The following is a 20021-nucleotide window of genomic DNA, read 5'->3' on the forward strand; positions in this document are numbered from 1 at the left end:
TAGTAAATGATAAATAAAGAATGTGGAACAGGAATATACAGCCGGTTACTACAGTCTCGGACACACAAACTCTACTTCCGGGGTTTTGGCTTTCTTAATGCCGGTAAAGGTGAGGCCTATTTCAAAGCTGTTGGCGCCACGCGTCATACGGCCCAGATCAGACGTGTTAATATCATAGCTGGCGCTGAACACCAGACTATTGTAACTAAAACCTGCCTGAATGGCAAACGCATCTTTCAGGCGGTAGTTAGCCCCCAGCAGCAGATCAGTAGTAGCGGCCGCACGTAACTGCGCATAGGCACCCAGCATCTTCTCCTCTGCATTGTTCTGACGCAGATATAATACATGCGGTGTAATGCTTACGGTTTCAGACATAGCCAGTCTTACACCACCATGCAGCGTATAACGCACACTCATTTTTTCATTGGTAACCGAACCAAACCGGTTTTCGGGCTGGTTAATATGGCTGGCAGAAAAACCTGCAAACACATTGGCTCTTTTGCCCGGTGCCGCATCATGATATAAAATACCTGCACCCGCATCAAATGCAGTAGCAGAAGGGTTGTTAATTACTTCCTGCGTAGGCTTCAGGCCGCCGGTAACCGGGTTCCACTGATCGTCAAATACCAGTTTGGAAGGGTTAAATCTGCGCTGTATCATACCCGCCTGCAACCCTATGGCAATACGCTGAAAATCGCCACGGCCAAAACGCAGCCCGGTGTACGCTACGTTGCCATAAGCGGTGGTATAAGTATAGCCACCATCACCTGCACGCTGGTTAATCAGGCTTACCCCTACATTCAGATTCTTTTCAGTAGGCACTTCTACCGAAGCACCAATAGTGGAAAAAGGACTGGAAACGCTGCTCCACTGGTTGCGGTAAATGGCACTGGCCCTGTACTCCCCATCAAACATCCCTGTAAGCGCCGGGTTTAGCCAAGCGGGGTGCACGTAATACTGGGTAAAATGCGGATCAACCTGTGAATAAGCTTTTGCAGCCAAAAAGCAGGCCGCCGCAAAGAGTGATACAATCCTGATTCCTGTTTTCATTTCTATAAGCTTTATGTTTTGATAACTCCGGTAAGCATGCCTACCGGATGATAGTAACTGACCCTGTTAAACGCTGCCAGTCGCTGGTATTGTCGGTTATAATATAATAGTAAGTTCCGGAAGGCACCACCTTGCCATTCATAGTTCCATTCCAGTTTTTGCTGTACCCCTGTGTACTGTACACCTTCTGCCCGTAACGGTTAAACACCTGCACCGTGCAGCCTGCATAATCACTCAGGCCTTCAATTACCCAGGTATCGTTAATACCATCCCCATTAGGCGTAAACACATTGGGCGGTGTAATCTTTACCAGCACTTTTACTTCCAGCACAGCTGAAGCCGTACAGTTGCCCTCGTTACTGGTAGCCTTTAGCGTAAATAATTGGTCGCGCGTGGCAATGTATACCGGATGCAATGTATTGGCACCGGTAAGCTCAGTGGCAGGCGTCCATGCAAAGCTTACCCCTGTAGTAGTATTAGCGGTTGCAGGCAATGTTACCTCTTTGTTCTTTTGCACCACAATACGCCCACCAGTGGTTATTACCGGTTGCACATTTACTTTGGCAGTATGCCGGGCGGTATCCGATGCGCAACCGGCCGCATCTGTAACCACCAGCTTAACCTCGCGTGTTCCGGCGCTACCATACTTCCATACAGCATTGCGTTGTGCAGAAGTGCCGCCATCTGCAAAATCCCATTTCCAGCTGTTAATGCTGGTACCGGAAGTGGCGGTACTGGCATCGGTAAAGCGCTGCTCTGTGCCCTGACATACCTCTTCCGGCGCTATGGAAAATGCCGCAACCGGCTTGCTGCCAAAAGCAGTAACAGGCAGTATTTTAGTAACAGTAGCGGAGCAGTTATACGCACTGCTGGTAGTTAGCTGAATGGTATAATTACCCGCTGTAGCGTAGGCATGGCTGGCATCTTTGGTAGTTAGTGTTCCGCTGTTATCGCCCATCAGCCACTTGTAGGTAAGCATACCTTCACCGGTGCTGTTATTCACAACAACCGCATCACCGGGCATACAAACACGTGTTGGCAAGGTAAAATCCGCTACCGGAAAGCTATGCGCCGTTAACTGCTGTGTTACCGCAGTACTTACACAACCTTTTGCATCTGTAACAGTATGCACTACTTTAAACACACCAGCGGTGGCATAAGTATGTTTAAATGCATTGCCATTATTATATTCCACGTTGGTATTATCGCCCAGCTCCCAGTTCCATTTGGTAATGGCTGCATCTGCCGGTTCACTCCTGTCTGTAATAGTAGCTTCACCACCGGCACATATATCACCTGTTACAGCAAATACAGCCTTAGGTGCTTTGTTGACGCTAACAGTTTTGAACACTGTATCGCTTTTACAGGTTTCACTTACTTTGGCTATTACCTTTATAGTATAAGGTTTTTCCTGTGCAGCATACACCAGATCATTCACCTCACCCACCGTTGTATTGCGCGTACTGCCATTGCCAAAATCCCAATACCAGTTCTTTAATGTGTATTCTGAACCTGCGGGGCTGGTTGTTTGTAAAGTAACCGTATTGCCTTCGCAGATAACTGCGGGTGTAATAGCCAGATCAATAACCGGCCCTTTGTTTATCTGCACAGGCTGAATTGTATCGCCTACGCAACCTTCTTTAGATACTACGCGGAGTTTGACATTATGAGCGCCCTCTGCTGTAAACAGTTTCTGTACAGATTTACCGGCATCAGTGCCGTTATCAGCAAACTCCCAGTTCCATTTGGTTACTTCAAAACTACCGGCAGAACCGTCTTTCCAATTCAATGTAACCGGGTCTGCCACGCAGCCGGTATGTGTATAGGTAAACTCAGCCCTGGGTCTGGGTTTAACAGGCACATCCAGCAGTAAACGTTCTGTATTGTTACAATTGGCAATGCTCGGGTGCGTAGTGCTTACCGTAAACCGGAAGTTGCCGGTAGCATCAAACGTGTAGGTATCCGGTAAAGTATACCGATAGTAAGTAATGCCGTTGAGTACTACCGTTTCTGCAGGTACCGGATTATCCTGTGTAACATCTGTATTAGGTGTTGCGTGTGTAAGCTGGCTTACATACCATACCATTTTCTCAGGCTTGTAAGCCATCAGCACCGACAGCTTTACCGGCGAAGAGGGGCAGGTAAAACTATGTGCTGCGCCAGCCTCCCCTTCGGTATTATGCAAACCCAGCGTACCGCCAAGGTTGTTGATTTTAGTACCGGCATTGTAAGCATAACTGTCAAACCTTCCCAGTCCATAAGTGGTGGCGGTAAAAACTGAGTCGCTTTTAACAATACACTGCGCTTTACTTGCCGGCCATCGTTTTACTACCACGGTATAACCCGGCAGATTGGGGTGTGGGTAGGTATGACTAAAGTCTTTCGCGCCATCAATTGTAAGCGTTTCAACCCCTTTCGCAGGTATAATCAGTGTCAGATAATTTACCTCTACAATGGCAGCCGTATTGCGGTAAAAACCTACGTTATCAATAGCTTGTTCCAGCGGACTCAGATATACCATTTCAGGATCACCCAGCCCTTTATAACCGCAACCGGCAGGGTAAGCACCGCGCTGATCCATGGACGGCATGTATTGCGTAACCATTATGGGTTTGTCTGCTTCAATATAATCAGCAGCAGAACTCAGATATTCATAATAGAATCCTTTGGTGAGGCCTGTCATCTGCTGACCATTTTTCTTTACCACAGTAGCCGGATCATCTACTGCTACACGATAAATAGAGGGATTAGGATCAGCCGCATTTTCGCTATTGGAAAACGGCGCTGTTAAATAGCGCTTGCCCCATGCATGCACGGGAAACGCCTGCTGTATAAGGTTGTCGCCTGCACCATTATTGGAGCCATCGCAGGTAATGGCAGTAATACTGCTTCCTGAAAACACACCTACCGGAAAACAATCGCCCGCAGCGTTGGCAACGGACCGCACCTTTGTTCCGGTAAGATCTTGTCCGCTTCTTTCATCAATTTCTGCACCTACAATCTGATAAATATCTCCTTTATTCAGCGTAGCTGTAATTACTTCCCCCGCCTGCTTTCCGTTCCGCAGCGGAACAGAAGGCGTTATTTCGATAACTGTATTATCATGATCTGCCACAACAAATATCCACGAGTAACATCCTTTGGCTTCGCCGTTTACATGTTGCTGACTGTTTACTGCCTTATACACATACCCCCAGGATTCTGAGGGCATAAGCATGGTGGCACCGGACGATTGTGCGCCGCTGATATGTGCGTAAGCTACAATAGGTACGCTGCTTTCAATATGAATAGAACGGTTAAACAACCCATCTCCCCCGTTTCCAAAAGGCGGAGGATCTTCATACAACCGGCAATCATAAGCTCCGGCTTTAGGCATAGGATCAGTAACCGTTACCGTTCCTGCCCGTACTGTGTAAGGTTTGCTTTCAACACCCGACCTGCCCTTAACAGTAACTGTTACCTGTGCATCTTCCTCCGCGCTCAGATACAGCACCATATCCTGGGTATTAGCCCATCCTATGCTGGCCGGAACATCGCGGCGGGGAGGTTCCATAAAAAGGTGAAGGCCGTAGCCTGTCCAGAAGTCTTTACCACGGTTGGTAAAGTTCTGGGCAACGCTACGTCCGCACCCTGTTAAAAGAATTACTAATACACACAGCTTCTTTATCATATTCACATTTTTACCGGCATCACCTTACCAGGTTCACCGATCCTTTTTTGGTAGTGCTGCTACCGTCCATCAGTATAATATTGCATACATATATATACACACCCGATGGCTGCGGCTTGCCTTTGTAATCCCCTTTCCAACCCACTTCTTTATCAGAAGATTCAAATACTTTTTCACCCCACTGGTTAAAGATGGCCAGGTGCAGGCTTCTGATTACTTCCCCACGTATCTTAAACTCATCATTCAGATTATCACCGTTAGGAGAAAATGCATTGGCAGCAAACACACTGTCAAGCAAGGTAGTAGCAGTAATCACTGCACTTACCGCTTCCTGGCATGCCAGTTCACCTTTTACCCTTACCTGTATCTTCACTTCCCTTCCGGGCTGTAGGCCGGAAATAGTATGTGTAAGACCCAGCGTGCCTGAGGAAGGCGTGCTCCAGGTTACGCCACCATCGGTAGATACTTCATAACCCGTTGCGTTTGTTACAGCGGCCCATGCAAAACGCAAAGTAGATATACCTGTTGAATCCACTGTTACCACGGGAGCAGCAAGTACCGGCTTCACATCAGCCACTACTTCTTTTCTTGGTACCGTAACGCAGCCATTCACATTCACCGCAGAAAGGTATACGTAGGTTTTAGCAGTTACCGGCTGCAGCGTCCAGCTGGTTCCCGTTCCGGCAGCAGTACCATTTTCAGGCACCAGATACCAGTTATAGGTTACGCCGGTTACCGGCTCTTTTACATTAAATGCTGCACCACTACCTACACAGGTAACTACCGAATCGCTCAGTAACTCCAGGCGGGCATCGGCTTTTACGTTTACAATACCGGCCTTATCAGCAATACATCCGTCCTGAATAATAGCACGTAACTGCACATTATACGTAGTATCTCTTGTATAATGCGGGTAACGCTTATCCACTTCTTCACCCCATCCGGTAGTGTTATCGCCAAAACTCCACTTCCAGCGGTCGGCCACTGCACCATTAGCAGTAGTAGCTGTTCCTTTAAACTGTGCAATATCACCCGGGCAACCACCGTAGTTGAGTGTGTAATCTGCCACGGGTGCACCAATCACCTTTACTTTAAGAATGGATTCAGAAGTATGGTTACAACTTTCCAGATCCAGATTTTCATACGCCACAGGAATACTGTATTCCCCCGTTGCTGTAAACTTATATTCATCAGGCAATGCAAACACATAGTAAGAACGGCCATTCATCAACACTGTATCTATAGCCGTAGGAGCATTCTGCACCACATCGCTTTGCTCAGGTGTTAACGCAGGCACACCACCAGTTTTCCACGTAAGCTTTGTAGGCATTACCGGAATTTTTACTGTTAGTTTAAACGGAGTACCCACACAGGTATAAGCACTGTAGTTACCGGTTGAATCGTACACATTGGTAATACCCGGATTGGCCAAAAGGCTGTTTACCATAGTGCCCAGTGTATAACCATAACTATAATAGTAATTATTGTAAACCAAACCTGTAAATGCAGAATCACTCTCTACTACACTGCTTTCCAGATTTTCGGCTTTCCAGCGCTTTACCACTACTGAATATCCCGGCTTGCCTGGGTGCGCATAAGTATCGTCAAACACATTGCTGCCATCTATTTTTAAAGATGCAAGCCCCGCATCCGGTATAATCAGTGTAAGATAGTTGTAGGTAGGATTAGCATTGGAATTGCCCGCTCTGAAAAATGTAGTCTTATGCACACCATGATCTACAGGCATAACGGCAATCATTTCAGCTGAAGTAGTGTCAAAACCGCACTTGTCGGTTTCACCAGTAAAAAACTGTACTACCGCAACCGGTTTATCGGCTTCTATATAATCAGCAGTATTACTCAGGTAAGTATAATAGTTATTCTCCAGGCCGGTTAAAACAATACCATTACGTTTTACAATGGTAGACGCGTCTTTTACCTGCACCCTGTAGAAGTTGGTTGCATGGTCTTTAGGCCTGCTCACATAAGAACTGGGAGCAGTAAGATATTTTGTACCCCATTCTCTTACTGGTATATTTTGCTGTACCAGATATTCACCTGAAGGTGTAAAAGCACTGTCACAGTCCACAAAAGCACTACTATTTCCGGAGAATACCGCTATAGGATAACATTTTCCGGCCGCATTACTTAACGAACGGATGCGGCTGCCAGATAAATCCCATGTAGCATCCTGGTTTTTACCAGCCCCCAGTACATTATATACCTGGCCTTTATTCAACGTAATTACAAATGGCACGCCTGCTTTTCTGCCTCCGGTAGTCTGGCCCGATGGTGTAATTTCCACCATGGTATTATCATGATCGGCAATTACATAAAACCAGGAATGATAAGGTTCTGTATCATAAGTATACTGTCTGAAAGAGAGTGCATAATACTCCATACCATACGCACCGGTTGGTAATAACATACATGATGCATGTGCATTACCCCATTTCTCGCCGTAGGCATAGGCTGCAATAGGCTCATCACTTTCTATACTGATGCCTTTGTCTGATAAACCTTCCACATTCAGATAAGCACCGTTTACACCGTTCCGCGGAAAATCCTCGCTTTTTATAAACTGCCCGGCAGGGATGTGATAGTTCCTTATCCAGGTAGTGCCGTTTATTTTAACTGTTACATTGGCATCTTTGGCTGCACCACCTATATACACATTAAACGCGTCCATGCCATAGCGTTCGGTTTTACCATAGCCCAGCCAAAACCGGGTACCCATATGAGAGGAATCCATCTTAATATCATCCTCGGCGGGATAAGCCACTCTCGCGTCAGCAAGCCCTGTTACCTTATCCAGGTAAGTAAGGTTTGCCTGTGTAATATAATTAGTGTTAATATCCACACCACTTTCCAGGTCTGCACCCCATGCATTGGCTGCATCCGTTTTACCCAGGCGTATACGTTGCTCCCTGTCAATAAATCCTCTCCATGAATCCAGATATTTCTGCTCAATAGAATATTCATAAGCACCACCAGCAGCCACTTCTGCATCTACATAAAAATACATGTACTGCGTTCCCGCTGCTATAGATGCCGGAGCAATACCAGAATATCGGCGAACGGTAATGGAAGAAGGTACAGTAGCGCCCCAGTTAATTACACACACCGTATCGGTACCCAGCACAAACACCTGTTTTTGCCCTGCAACAGGCACAGTAGCACTTGTAGCAGCTACAGGCTGTGAGCCGGGTAAAAACTCGTAAGCACCTAAATCAGGCACCCCCTCCTCTAAAGAAGCAGGACGCTGATTATCACTATAATCTTTTGCATTACCCTGTATCTGTACACCTCTGCCATGAATAGCCCATACTTCCGGATTGGTTACATCCGGACGCAGTGTAACTGCATTCAGAAAAGCAGGTTTATATACGATAGAGTTAACATCGTAACCGGAAGCAGCATTCCAATCAGCCAATGTAGCATACTGGCCCCAGAATTCCTGCTCTACCAATACCCCACCAGTGGTATACAGCAAATTGTAATCGCTGTTTACACGGTCTGCATTACCCACAAACCACGCAATACCACCACCTTCGTGCGAGAAAATATTATTGCGAACATCCACAGAACGCAGCTCTTCATAATCATCATTCACATAAGCAGCCACGTTAGCACCCGTTGCAGTGGAAGTATTTAGTACAGAATTGTTATACAGTTGCCCGTTTGTATTGGCATAACTATACAAACCATACGCATCAGAACCGGTAGTATGCAGGCTTACAACGTTATTATACGCTTTTGCATTTATAGTACCCGTAATGTAAAGGCCATACAGGCTGCCGGTATTTCCATCTGTAGCTACAATGCTGTTATTAGAAACAGCAGATACTTCACCCTGCTGTGCACCAAGCACATTGGTATACAGCCCGTAAACCGTAGCAGTAGTATTGGTTACCACCACTTCATTATTGGTTACACGGAAAGTAGTATCAGCATTACCGGCATAAATACCATAGGTTGTATTGTTTACGGTACCCGAAACAGTTACTTTATTCCGCAGAACAGTTACACGGTTATTATACCGGCTGTAAATGCCATACTGGTAAAATCCTTTTACGGTATTCTCTTCCAGTGTAAGGTAATTGCTTCTTTTACTGGTATTACCAGCTATATAAATACCGCTGGCTCCATTATTAATAGTGTTACCCTTTAACACCACACCCGCACCTTCCAATGCACTGCTAAACACTGCTGCACGGCTGGTAGCTGTAGTTGTAGCAACGGGTGCATTAATGGTATTGCCCAAAAGGCTATCGTAAGAGGAGGTGCCTGAAAGTTCAATTACCCTTCCGTTGGTAGCAGAAGAGGCAGTAATAGTCATGTCCTTATAAGTAATATAATGCGCACTATCAAGTTTTAATACATAGTTGGCAGCTGTAGTACCTGCTGCTGTTAAAATAACAGACGAGGCCGCACCATTGGCAGAGCGGAAGGTTACACGGCTGGTAGCAGCGGCACCAGGTATTTTACGCATCAGCACCTGCTCTGTATATGTTCCGGGCGCTACGTCAAAAGTAACTGCACCGGCAATACCACATTTCATAGCATCTACCGCAGCAGTAAAGCTGATAAAGTTGCCCGATCCGTTGGGGTTAATAGTATATACACCTGCCGGCAGAGCAGCATTTAAGGTAACTTTTACAGGGGCAGAAGTATCACTACCGGCTGCACATGCTGTGTAGCAACGGAAATAGTAGCTGGCCAACACTTCAGTAGTCTGTGCCGGCTTGTACAGCAGCTCGCCCACGTTTTCCCATGCGCCGTTACCGGTAAGCGATTTCTGCCATTGGTAGGTCTGGTTACCATTTACCGTGTTGCCGCTCAGATTAAGGTTTACCTTGCTGCCCATACAGATACCTGCATCAGGCGTTACAGAGGCTGTACCCGCCACAGGTGTTACACACGCCGGTATAGTAAATTCGTAAGCGCCAATATCCGGCTTGTCCGTACTTCTGGTTACACCTGCAATATCAGCAGCTACTCCCAATCCGTCACCCGTATTATCTAAAGGTGCCGCACCTGGCTTCAGCTTTCCGGTAGCAGCATCTTCAAATACCGGATCAATACTTACTGAGTTAACGTCTTTTGCAGACAGCGCAACCCAATCTTCTATAGTTACTGCTGCCCTATCACGATATCCGGTAAAATTATTACCACCTGTACCTTTAATATAATAGTTGTTTTTGTTCAGTTCCACACCAAAACGGTCGCCAGTTAGGTTAACACCATACTTATTACCGGTGCCACCACGGGTAATGGAAATAATATTATTTCTGATTTCACTATTACCTCCGGAAAACACCAGAATTCCTGTGGTACCTGCAGTAGCGGTGCTGGCTGTGTTATCCAGCGATATGGTATTATGGTAAATACTCAGGTATAAAGGAGAGGTACAGTTGATGCCCGTTTGTGCACCGTTACCATTAATATTATAGATAACGTTATTGGTTATAAAGCTGCGACCAAGTTCAGGCTCGTATCCGGCTTCGTTCAGGTGAATACCTGTAAAAGCAGCGGTAGAATTAAGATTGCCACCAAAAGGATTAAAAACTTTGTTTCTGGTAACAGAAGCACTACGGTGTGTCTGGGAAAGATAAATACCGGTAAAAGCACCTACTGAAGTACGTGCAGGGCGGGATATAATATTATCCTCTATTGCCGTAAATCCTGTGCCCAGCGCATAAATGCCGTACGCATAAAAATCAAGCACCGTATTGTTCAATACTTTATTGCGGTAAATGAATGATTCATTATCCTCGTTGGAGTAATTGGGATCGCCTACTACAGTAATGCCATAATATCCACCCACAATGGCATTTTTCTCCATCAGGTTATCATCGCAATTAGTAGCCCCACGCTCCACTGCATCGCTATGCGAAGCATTGATAACAATACCCGCATGGTTTTGCGAACTGGAGGTTGTGGAAGAGGTAATGGTACAGCCCCTGATAATATTGCTGTCTGCATTATTAATCAGTTGTACACCGTAACCGTAGGTTCCACCACGTGTATCTATAGAAAGACTGTCTAATATAATATGATTGGCATCGTCCAGTTTAATTACAGCACGCTGCTCGTTGTCAGTTGAACCGAAGCGAATGGTTTCACCATGCCCGGCAAATGTTACCGTGTTAATTCTGGTAGCACCTTTAACAGGCATAAGTATCAGCTGCTCGTCGTAAGGGCCGCTGCCTTTTACCACATCAAATACAACAGGGCCTGCAATACCACAGTCAAGTGCACTTTTAGCAGCTCCAAAACTTACAAAGTTGGTAGCGCTTGCCGGCATGCCCTTATTAATAGTATAATGTTGAGGTGCCAGTGCCTGATACACTGTTAATGCCACAATGTTGGAAGTAACACTGGCAGCACCACAGGTTATCTGCACCTTATAGTATTTAGAAGTGGTGGCTACCAGCTCTAAGGTTGGGTTGGCAGAAGCGCCTCCCACATTAGTATAGGTACCCGTTTCTGTATCGGCAGACATCCACTGGTAAGTTTGCCCCGCTCCCATAGAGTTGCCGGTAAGCTCAATAGACACACCTTTGTCTACACAAACTGCATCTTCACTTAAAGCAGCAGTACCCGCCACTGGTGTAGCACAAGGCACGCTCTGAAACTCAATGGCACCAACATCCGGCGTAGTAGAACTTCTTACAGCCGTGGTAATATCGGCGGTAATACCTGTTATAGCGTTACCCACATTATCAATAGCCGGGTTGGTTGGCTGCAGGTTGCCCGCTGCCACATCGGTAAACATAGGGTCAGCGGAAACTGAGTTGGCATCCTGTGCGGTAATTGAACGCCAGTTTGCCAGGAAACCCGCTTCAACCCCATTTACCCAACCCATCATTCTTTTACCTGAGCCTTTGGCAACATAATAGTTATTTCTGTCAGAAGTGATGCTGGTAGCAAGCGAAGCATACCACATAGCTGCGTTAGCGCAATAGCCGGTTCTGGTAACAGCAATGTTGTTATTATTAAATAACACACCATCAGCATTTACCTGGTAAAAGCCCACCGTTACGTTGTCAGTGGCAAGCCCGCTACCATCGCCATCTAACGCAACGGTGTTATAAAAATAATTTACGTTGGCAGAGGCCTCATTATATAAGCCATACACATTGCCACCACCATTAATACTATAAATCAGGTTATTGCTGATAACATTCTCCTGGCCAAAAAAGCCGGTAGCAGCAGAAAAATAAATTCCAATAAACCGGGCAGAAGTGTTGGCACCACCAAAAATATTGGTAATGGTATTTCTGCTTACCACCATACGTGCATTAAAACCGGTAACCAGTATGCCCGTTACCTCATACCCATCAGTACGGTTGGGCCGGCTGATAACGTTGCTGTCAACAAGCGCACTCATGGCACTTTCCACATAAATAGCCGTAGTGTAAAAATCTTCCACTTTATTACCCTTCACCACGTTGCCGGCTAAAGGCCGGGTATCTGAGCCGGTAAGCACAATTCCATAAGCACCGCCGGTAATATGGTTACCGGTAAACCTGTTGCCATCACATAAAGAAGAAGCGCCATCAACAGGCATGTATGCATCTGCAGCAGAAGCTACTATAGCCGCAAAAGTGCCGGAGCTGGCGGTAGGGTTTACCTTAATGCGACATTGGTTAATTACATTGGAATCTGCATTGTTGGTAAGAAAAATGCCATATCCAAAGCCTTCTGCATCAGTACCACCCGCGGTAACAGTAAGATTATTAAAAATAAAATGATCAGCATCGTCCAGTCTTATTACTGCACGCTGATTGTTATTAGAAGAGGTAAAAGCAATTTCTGCTCCGTTGCCATTAAAGGTAATGGTGTTAGCAGCAGATGCACCCGGAACAGGTTTTATTAGCAGTTGCTCGTTATACGGGCCGCTTGCAGCATCTACATTAAATACCACAGGCCCGTTAATGCCGCAACGGATGGCATTATAAGCATCATTAAACGAGCGGAAGTTGCCGCCGCCCGCAGGTGCATTGTTATTAATAGTAAAAGTAGTATTGCCAATAGGCGTAGGCGCAATTACCTGTACCGGTACTGAATTGGCACTGCCACCATTGGCGCAGGTAACCACTGCACGGTAGTAGGTGCTTGCACTCTGGCTCATGGTTTCCAGAAAGCTGGTGGCACCGCTGATATTGCTCCAGGTGCTGCCGTTAGCGGAAGACTGCCACTGGTAAGTTAACCCGGTAGCTACCGTAGCACCGGTTAACGTAACAGCAAATGGTTCGCCCGCACACAGGCTGGAAATACTGGCTGTAGCGGTGCCTGCTGTTAAACCTGCAGAGGTACAGGGCGGTGCAACCGTCCAGTTCAATATAATATCGGGGCGGGCATGAGGGTCGCCCAGTTCACTGTTAACGCCATCATCATAACCGCAAAGGTTCTGCTGACTATAATCGCCGTAGGAGTGAGAGCCGTTGAAAGATAATCCTGTTGTCCAGGGCACGCTGGAGTTACGGGACGCCAGGTAAGAGGTTGCCCCCGAACGGCCATTACAAATTTCCACTACAATATTATCGGTACCATTCCAGAACCAGGGGGTAGCAAGTGTAAAAGCATTAATGCCCGCAACCGGCGTATGATCTACAGGGCCGAAAACCTGGTTAGTACCCGGCTCCCATTTGCTGTTATCAAGGGAAGCGGTAGCAGTACCACCCAGTTTTATGGTAAACTCTTCAATAGCGTAATTAGGATCAGTAGGGTCGCTTACCTGTAATATGTTGAATTTAATGGCGTTGATATTGCCCGCAGTCATACCCGCCGCCTGCAGTTCCGATGCCAGATACAAAAACTGCATACGGCTACCCGGTTTTGCATCCTGCATAGGGGTGGGATAAGTCCATTCGCCGTTGCCGGAAGTGCCGGAGCCAATGTTTTTATCTACCTGTGCCTGCACCTGACTGCCAGATAAGAAGGTGAAAATTGATCCCAGAACCGCAAAGGCAACTTTCTTACAATACTGCATAAATTCTTCAGTTAGTGTTGGTAAACGCACCCAAATAAGCTTGGAGGTTGAAATTCACGGGTAACAACAGGGCTGTATTTGCCCGCAGGTAAAAGTATTTATCTGTATGGTGGAATAGGTAATGCTAAACATTCAAATAAAAAAATGAATGTAAACCCCTATATTAGTAGCTGTGTATACCTTTATTTTGAAAAATGCCACTGTGGGAAGTAATATATAATTATGTGGCATATGACGTGCACCCTTGTACAATCAGCATTCAATCCCCTCAGACAATTCCTGGTAATTGTGCTGTTGCTGGTGGCTTTTTGTGCCAACGCGCAGCCGGATTTTGTGACCAACCCTTCTGAAAAAACAGATACCAACCTTATTAAAACCTACCTGCTACGCTCGCGCGATTTACTGGATACACACCACGACAGCAGCTATTATTATCTGAACCAGGCACTGATTAAAAGCTATAACATCAAGTGGAGCAAAGGCATTATCAGCGCCCTTACTGAACTGGGGTTCTGGTACTACGGCAGCAATACCGACCTTTCTATTAAATACAGCAATCTGGCACTTTCTGAGTACTACGGCCGCAATTCAGATAACTTCAGTAATGTGTTATACCGGCTGTATAATATTCTGGCTAAAGCCTATGAAACACGGGGTATGGTAGATTCTTCCGCCCACTATTTCTACCTCATGAATGATGTTATTGAGGAAGGAAAAATACCGGTTAAATCGTACTTCGCACTTTCTCTGTACACCCAGCTGGCTTACTTCTGGCTTAATACCAACTGGGATATCAATGGCGGATATATTGAACCCACGCAGTACTTCATCAGCAAAGCTAAAATAGCCGATGAGGCCATGCGGAAAGACAGTATTACGGAACTGTCGTTTGTCAGCTACTCCCTGCAGGGCGCTTATTACAGCAGCATTGGTAACGAAGACTCTTCGCGCTATTATTATCTGGAATATATGAAGCTGCGCCAGAAGCACAAAATCTCCAACGTTACCTGGGATGCGGCTACGCTGCTGAATATTGCCGAAACTTATCTGAACCAGAACCAGCCCGGCAAAGCCATAGAATATATTAACCGCGAACTGGCCCTAAAAGATGCCCTGGGCACCAATGTTCGTTATCTGGTAATGGGTTATCTGTATTTGTGCAAAGCGTATTACCTGCAGAAAGATTACACCCGCAGCGTAAGCACTTTTGAAGAGGTATGGCAGCATTACGACCGTAACGATTTTCAGAACAAGGAAATGATAGATGCCTGCCAGGTGGCGGCAGATGCTTATGCCAAACTGGGCATTCTGTCGAAAGCACTGGAATACAAGGATATTTACATGCGGCTGAAAGACAGCCTGATGAAGCAGGACAAGATAGATATGATGAACCGGCTACAGATAAAGTACCGGATAAGCGAGAAAGACAAAGCCCTGGCGCAACAGAAACTGGCCACTACAGAAGCGGAAAACCGCGTGCGCCAGCGCAATGTGTGGATAGCAGGTATATCGTTCATTACCCTGTCTGTGCTGGCGCTTTTTCTGCTGTGGCAACGCAGCAACCGCCACAAACAGCACCTGCAGCAGGAAAAAATAAACAGCTTTCAGCAGCAGATGGAAATTGCCCAGCTGAACGCCACTATAGCGGGTGAGGAAAGAGAAAGGGCGCGGATTGCACGGGAACTGCACGATGGCATTGGCGGGCTGATGGCCGGTGCACGCATGAATTTTGAAATGGTAAAACGCAACCATCACCTGGAAAACAGCAATGACTATCAGGATGGCCTGCATTTGCTGGAAGAAGCTTCTTCCGAGCTTCGTAAAACCGCCCATAACATGATGCCCGAAATTCTGTTGCAGGAAGGGTTGGTGGTAGCAGTAGAATACTTTTGCCGCAAGGTAGGTAATAACAGCCCTACCCGTATTCATTTTCAGACAATGGGCAAGCCACGCTCCTTTGCACCCCAGTTTGAACTGACTATTTACCGGGTAATACAGGAGCTGGTGCATAATATTATCAAACACGCAAAAGCTACAGAAGCCATGGTGCAGATTGGCTTTAGCGATGCTATTTTTGATGTTACCGTAGAAGACAATGGTATTGGAATGCCGGAAAATATACTGTTAACCGCCAAAGGCATAGGCCTGAAAAGCATTGCCGACCGTATAAAAGCCATTAATGGCACCATGCAGATACAAAACCCGCCCGAAAACGGGACAAGTATTTATATTGAAGTAGTTTTGAAGCCGGAAAACCAGGCCTGAATATGATTAAAGTAGCCATTGCCGACGATCATTTTATTGTAATTAACGGCATTCAGAAAATACTATCCGAAACCACCGATATTGTACTAGCCGGCACCTATAAAAACGGCGATCAGCTGCTGGAAGCCCTTCCTAAAGAACAGCCCGATGTACTATTACTGGATATTCAGATGCCTGGAAAGAATGGAATAGAACTGGCAGGCATTGTTTCTAAAAAATTTCCGTCCATAAAAATTATCGCTTTAACCAATGTAGACGTGCTGGTTCAGGTAAAAAAAATGCTGAAACAGGGCTGCATGGGCTACCTGTTAAAAGACGTCGACCCAGACACATTAACAAAAGCTATATATACAGTTTATTCCGGAGAACAGTTTATTTATGAAGAGCTTAAGAAGCAATTAATAAGCAATTTCTCTGCACCGCCCAGCGAAAAACTAATTACCCGCCGCGAAAAAGAAATTTTACAATTAATAACGGAAGAATATACCAATCCTGAAATTGCAGAAAAGTTGCATATAAGCCCGCATACTGTTGAAAATCACCGTAACCACCTGTTACAAAAGCTGGGGGTAAAAAACACTGCCGGGCTGGTAAAAGCCGCCATAGAGCAAGGTTTGGTATAGCGGCAAACCACTATAAAGTTGTATATTCCGGTTTTAGCACTAAGTTATTTTTCTAAATGGCACGTATTAAAACCGACAAAGATGTAACGCGCAGAGAAGTAATTACCAAAGCCGCGGCCAGCCTGTTCAGGGAAAAAGGCTATAAGGCAGCCAGTATGCGCGACCTGGCAGTGAAAGTAGGGGTAGAAGCAGCCAGCCTTTACAATCACATCCGATCCAAAACAGAACTACTGCATGATGTGTGTTTTAACATTGCCAACCTGTATTGGGAACATATGGGGCAGGTAGAAACCTCCAACGCCACCACGCCCGAAAAAGTAGAACGGTTACTGCGCTTTCACATTCACCAGATGGTAGACAACTATGAAGAGGTATATGTGAGTGACCGGGAATGGCGCCATCTTGCCGAGCCTTATTTATCCAACTACAAAAATCAGCGCCGCAACTACCGTAAGCGTTTTGCCGCTATTATTGAGCGTGGAATTGAACAGGGCGAGTTTAAACAGATTGATGCCCCTACCGCTGTGCTGATTATGCTGCACGCAGTAAGCGGCATTGACTCCTGGCATCGCAGCCGCGAAAAAATAAGCGCGGAAGCCCTGGAAGAAAACATGGTTACGCTACTGATTGAGGGCCTGAGAAAATAACCATTCTCCATGCTTTCAGACTTTTGAATTGCAACTTTTGAATTTTGATTTTTTGAACTTGCCTGCCATGTCTGTACACTTCGAAACGCTTTGCATAAAAGATATTCGTAAAGAAACATCTGATTGTGTGTCTATTGCCTTTGAGATACCTGAAGCTTTACAAACTAAGTTTCAATATCAGCCCGGGCAGTATATTACCCTTCGCAGTTTCATTAACAATGAAGAAATAAGGCGCAGCTACAGTTTATGTAGCGCGCCTTTTGAAAAAGAATGGCGCATTGCCGTTAAAAAAACGCCCGGTGGCGTTTTTTCAGTTTACGCCAACAGCCAGTTACAGGCGGGTGTTAATCTGGAGGTAATGCCACCGCTGGGCAACTTTCACCCCCAGCTTACCCCAACCAATAAAAAGCGCTATGTATTTATAGCAGCCGGCAGTGGTATAACACCGGTTATATCCATTATAAAAGCCGTATTACATACCGAGCCGGGTAGCGAATGCACACTGGTTTATGGCAACCGCAACCGGCATTCCATTATTTTCAGAGAAGAACTGGAAGCGCTGAAGAATAAGTATATGAGCCGCTTCCGGCTTATTCATATACTAAGCCGCGAAATAACTGATGCCGCCATTAATACCGGCCGTATAGATGCAGACAAATGCAATGAGCTGTTTACCCGCGTAATAAGTACCCGGTCAGACGAGTTTTTTATATGCGGGCCTGAGCAAATGACATTATGTGTGCGTGAGTTTCTGCAGGCCAAAGGAGTAGATAACCAGCGTATTCACCTGGAACTGTTTACTGCCGGCCCCGCCGTTAAAACACCCCGCAACCCTGCACAGGAAGCTGATGAAGAAACACCCGGCAGCCAGGTAACACTTTGTGTAGATGGCAGAACGTTTGAGTTTACACTGCACCAGCATGGCGATAATATTCTGGATGCCGCCTTGCACCATGGTATTGACCTGCCCTACAGCTGCAAAGCAGGCGTTTGCTGTACCTGCCGTGCCCGGCTGGTAGCAGGTGAAGTGGAAATGGAAGTGAACTATGCGCTGGAACCGGAAGAAACCAACCAGGGCTTTATATTAACCTGTCAGGCACACCCCAAAACAGAGAAGGTAATAATTGACTTTGATGCAAAATAAAAACCGGCAGTTGTTACTGCCGGCTTATAATATTGTGCTTCACCTTTACAACTTAATTTCTTCCTCATTAGCGTCGAAGAAATGATATTCCGTAAGGTAATAGTCATTATTAGGCTTAATGGTAATAGGCGTTTTGTACTTCTTGCGCCATTTTCTGCGGATAGAAGTAAACAACCCTTTGGTAAGGTGCGAATAAAGTATAGGGTGCACCGTAAGTGTAAGATTCTTGTGAGAGTGGGTAACCAGATAATGTAATCTCTTTTCAATATCATCTTCCAGTAACAGGGTGGGCGCCACTTTACCGGTGCCATTACAGCAGGGGCAGGTTTCGGTAGTATTGATAGAAACTTCGGGGCGCATACGCTGGCGGGTAATCTGCATTAACCCGAATTTGGAAATAGGCAATACCGCGTGCTTCGCTCTGTCTGCACGCATAAACCCTTCCATGGCTTCCTGTAACTTCTTCTTGTTATCAGGCAGCTTCATATCAATAAAGTCCACCACTATAATACCACCAATATCACGCAGCCTTAACTGGCGCGCAATTTCTTCGGCAGCCTCCATATTGGTTTCCAGCGCGTTTTCTTCCTGGTTATTGCTTACACTTTTATAACCGCTGTTTACGTCAATTACGTGCAGCGCTTCGGTATGCTCTATAATCAGGTAAGCGCCGCTGGGCAGGTTTACCGTTTTGCCAAAAGAAGATTTTACCTGCTTGGTAATACCATATGTATCAAAAATGGGAGAGCCATTGCTGTGGTGCACTACAATATCCGTTTTGTCAGCCGCTACCTTTTGCAGATAACTGCGGGTATCGTTGTAAATGTTTTTATCATTTACAACAATGCGGTTAAAGTCGGCATTCAGCAAATCGCGTAAAATGCTGGTGGTTTTATCCTGCTCGCTCATTATTTTGGCGGGGGCAGCAGCACCTTTCAGGTTTTGCTGAATAGACTTCCACGTTTGCACCAGATCCAGCAGGTCTTCGTGTAACTCCGCAGTATTTTTTCCTTCAGCCGCGGTACGCACAATTACGCCAAAGTTTTTGGGCTTAATGGCTTCCACAATTTTATGGAGGCGCTTGCGCTCATCTGAAGAATGAATTTTTTTAGAAACGGCAACGATATCGTTAAAAGGAGTTACTACTACAAAACGGCCCGGCAGGGATATTTCGCAGCTTAAGCGTGGCCCTTTGGCGGCAATAGGCTCTTTCAGAATCTGCACCAGAATATTGGGCTTGCCACTCAATACTTCGTTGATTTTTCCCGTTTTAATAATCTCGGGCTCAATCTGGAATTTTGAGAAGTCTAAGCCTTCCGGCTCTTTAGCCACCATAGCGGCCTGGGTAAACTTCAGAATAGAACGTGCGTAGGGGCTGAGATCGGTGTAATGCAGGAAGGCATCTTTCTCAAATCCTACATCAACAAAGGCAGCGTTTAACCCGGGAATCAGTTTTTTTACCTTTCCCAGGTAAAGATCGCCAACAGCAAAGCTTGCGTCGGCTTTTTCGTTATGCAACTCTACCAGCTTTTTATCTTCAAGCAGGGCAATTTCCACCCCTGTAGAGCCTACATTTATGATAAGTTCTTTATTCACAACATAGCAACTTTAAATTGTTTCCATA

8 protein-coding genes are annotated in these 20021 nt (G+C 45.9%); 4 read left to right on the forward strand and 4 right to left on the reverse strand.

Going from position 1 to position 20021, the window contains the following annotated elements; all coding sequences use genetic code 11:
- Positions 1 to 48: 48 nt before the first annotated feature.
- The 3 genes from IEY13_RS22395 to IEY13_RS22405 are packed head-to-tail and all read right to left on the reverse strand — an operon-like array spanning position 49 to position 13718.
- A complete protein-coding gene (locus IEY13_RS22395) occupies positions 49 to 1050 on the reverse strand; it encodes a PorP/SprF family type IX secretion system membrane protein (protein WP_188956437.1) in 1002 nt (333 codons plus the stop codon).
- 40 nt (positions 1051 to 1090) lie between these two features.
- Positions 1091 to 4720: a PKD domain-containing protein gene (locus tag IEY13_RS22400; RefSeq protein ID WP_188956439.1), complete on the reverse strand. Its 3630-nt coding sequence runs from the start codon at positions 4718 to 4720 to the stop codon at positions 1091 to 1093.
- Positions 4721 to 4739: 19 nt separating this feature from the next.
- Complete coding sequence (locus IEY13_RS22405; RefSeq protein WP_188956441.1) at positions 4740 to 13718, reverse strand: DUF8696 domain-containing protein; 8979 nt, start codon at positions 13716 to 13718, stop codon at positions 4740 to 4742.
- 231 nt (positions 13719 to 13949) lie between these two features.
- Here IEY13_RS22405 and IEY13_RS22410 point away from each other — a divergent pair, with 231 nt between their 5' ends.
- From IEY13_RS22410 to paaE, 4 genes are all read left to right on the forward strand, one after another.
- Complete coding sequence (locus IEY13_RS22410) at positions 13950 to 15983, forward strand: tetratricopeptide repeat-containing sensor histidine kinase (protein WP_188956443.1); 2034 nt, start codon at positions 13950 to 13952, stop codon at positions 15981 to 15983.
- Positions 15984 to 15985: 2 nt separating this feature from the next.
- Positions 15986 to 16606 (forward strand): response regulator transcription factor, encoded by a 621-nt coding sequence (locus IEY13_RS22415; RefSeq protein ID WP_188956444.1) that lies wholly within the window; start codon positions 15986 to 15988, stop codon positions 16604 to 16606.
- A 56-nt stretch (positions 16607 to 16662) separates the two neighbouring features.
- Entirely contained in the window at positions 16663 to 17253 is a 591-nt protein-coding gene (locus IEY13_RS22420; RefSeq protein ID WP_188956446.1) for a TetR/AcrR family transcriptional regulator, read from the forward strand.
- Between the two features lie 67 nt (positions 17254 to 17320).
- Positions 17321 to 18397, forward strand: coding sequence for a 1,2-phenylacetyl-CoA epoxidase subunit PaaE (paaE, locus tag IEY13_RS22425; protein ID WP_188956448.1), 1077 nt, complete (start codon positions 17321 to 17323; stop codon positions 18395 to 18397).
- 45 nt (positions 18398 to 18442) lie between these two features.
- On the opposite strand, the gene IEY13_RS22430 is transcribed toward paaE, so the two are convergent.
- The gene (locus tag IEY13_RS22430) at positions 18443 to 19993 is read right to left on the reverse strand and encodes an Rne/Rng family ribonuclease (RefSeq protein ID WP_188956450.1); all 1551 of its coding nucleotides are present in this window, start codon (positions 19991 to 19993) and stop codon (positions 18443 to 18445) included.
- Between the last annotated feature and the right edge of the window lie 28 nt (positions 19994 to 20021).

Source organism: Filimonas zeae (assembly GCF_014641615.1).
In the GTDB taxonomy this organism is placed as follows: Bacteria; Bacteroidota; Bacteroidia; order Chitinophagales; family Chitinophagaceae; genus Filimonas; species Filimonas zeae.